General features: G+C 70.8%; 2 protein-coding genes. Both read left to right on the forward strand.

Going from position 1 to position 1,911, the window contains the following annotated elements:
* The coding region (locus tag AOK17_RS46775; protein WP_055618716.1) for a C40 family peptidase at positions 1-948 on the forward strand (948 nt) is incomplete at its 5' end.
* Between the two features lie 294 nt (positions 949-1,242).
* On the forward strand, positions 1,243-1,911 hold a 669-nt coding region (locus tag AOK17_RS46780; RefSeq protein ID WP_157881556.1), incomplete at its 3' end, for a hypothetical protein.

Genomic DNA, 1,911 nt, shown 5'->3' on the forward strand with positions numbered 1-1,911 from the left:
CCCGAGCTGACACCCGCTCAGGTCAAGGCGAAGGTCGACAAGTTGTACCAGGAGGCGGAGGTCGCCACCGAGAAGTACAACGGCGCGAAGGAGAAGTCGACGAAGACGCGGGGCCGCCTGGACACCCTCCAGGACGAGGCAGCGCGCAGGACGGAACGGCTCAACTCCGAGCGGGACGCGCTCGGTTCACTGGCCGCCGCGCAGTACCGGGACGGCGGCGTCGACCCCGCACTCGGGCTCATGCTCTCCTCCGACCCCGACCAGTACCTGGACGGGGCCGCGTTCGCCGAGCGGGCCGGCAGCAGGCAGGCCTCGAACGTGTCGCGCGTACGCCGACAGCTGCGCGAGATCGAGCAGTTGCGCGGGGCCGCCCATGTCGAACTCACCTCGCTCAAGGAACGGCAGGCGGAGCTGAAGCGGCACAAGACCACCGTCACCGGGAAGCTGGGAGAGGCACGGGATCTGCTGTCGCGGCTCTCGGACGCGGACCGGGCCCGCATCGGCGCCGACGACGCGGACACCGCCCGCGCCTCACGTTCCGCCGCGGGCCCGCGCGACCTGGGCGGCGGTGGCACGGGTGCGTCGACCACTGCCCCCAACTCCCGTGCGGCGACAGCGATTTCATACGCGTACGGGAAGCTCGGCAGCCCGTACGTGTGGGGCGCCACCGGACCCGACGCCTTCGACTGCTCGGGGCTGATGCAGGCCGCGTACCGTGCCGCGGGGATCGAACTGCCCCGCACGACGTACGCGCAGATCAACGCGGGACAGCGGGTGTCGCGGTCCGAACTGCGCCCCGGCGACCTGGTGTTCTTCTACTCGGGCATCAGCCATGTGGGGCTGTACGTGGGCAACGGGCAGATGGTCCACGCACCCAATCCGTCGGCGCCGGTGCGGGTGGCGCCGATCGACGAGATGCCGTTCGCGGGGGCCACGCGCGTGGCGTGAGCCGGCCGGCGAACCGGCAGGGGCTATAGGCGGGGGTTATAGGCGGGAACAGGCAGGGATTGAGTGAAGAGAGCGGGGGAGTTCAAGCCGTTCGGGCATCGGTCCGGCTTGGATGGGCATCGCACGGGTACAGCGGCGGGGTAGCGTCGGCGTGGCACTGTTCGACATGCCGCACCGCACGGTCGCGATCCGCTCAGTCCCGTTCGCCTCGCTCTCCCGCTTTCTCCCGCTCTCATCCACCCCGTTCCGCCGTCCCGTTCCGCCTGGTTCGCCCTCGCCCTCCCGAAGGATTCGATGCCCGGCCCAACGCTGCCGCCTCCGCCGCCCGCGTACGTCAGCGGCTGGCCCGACAGGTCGGCGCTGCTGGCGGACCGTGGGCGGGCGTTGGAGGAGCTGCGCAGACGCAGTCTCGGGGTGCACCGGGTGCTGCTGCTGTGGCTGCTGGCGGTCGCGGCGATCATCGGATGGGCGCTGCTGGTGCTGCCGTTGCAGCAACTGGAGCAGCGCGATCCCACCGGGTTCATCCTGGGGCCGCTCTTCGCGGTCCTCGGTCTGGCCTCGCTGGCACCCTCCGTCGTGGCCGTCGTCCTCGCCGTCCGGCGGGACCGGCATATCAGCCAACTTCTCGACGCCTGGCTGCGGTTGGACAGCCATCCGCCCACCGACGCCCGCCTGCGCTCCTCCGGCCTGAGCCTCTTCTGGCTGCTCTCCTCGCTCACCGTCGGCGCGTTCGGGCTGTGGACGTCGTTCGCGGGGGTGACGGAGGCGAGGCCCGGACGTGACGCCTACAGCGACGTGGTGCTCGTGATGGGGATCGGGTTCATCCTCTGGCTCACCGGTCTGATAGGCGTGGCGAAGGCCGTACGGCACTATCGGTGGGCCGTACGGGTGTTGGGGCCGCGGACACCGGTACCCGCCGAGCAGCGGACAACGGCCTCACCCAGTACGGCGACACCCTCCTCG

It is taken from the genome of Streptomyces phaeochromogenes (genome assembly GCF_001418655.1).
GTDB classification, from domain to species: domain Bacteria; phylum Actinomycetota; class Actinomycetes; order Streptomycetales; family Streptomycetaceae; genus Streptomyces; species Streptomyces phaeochromogenes.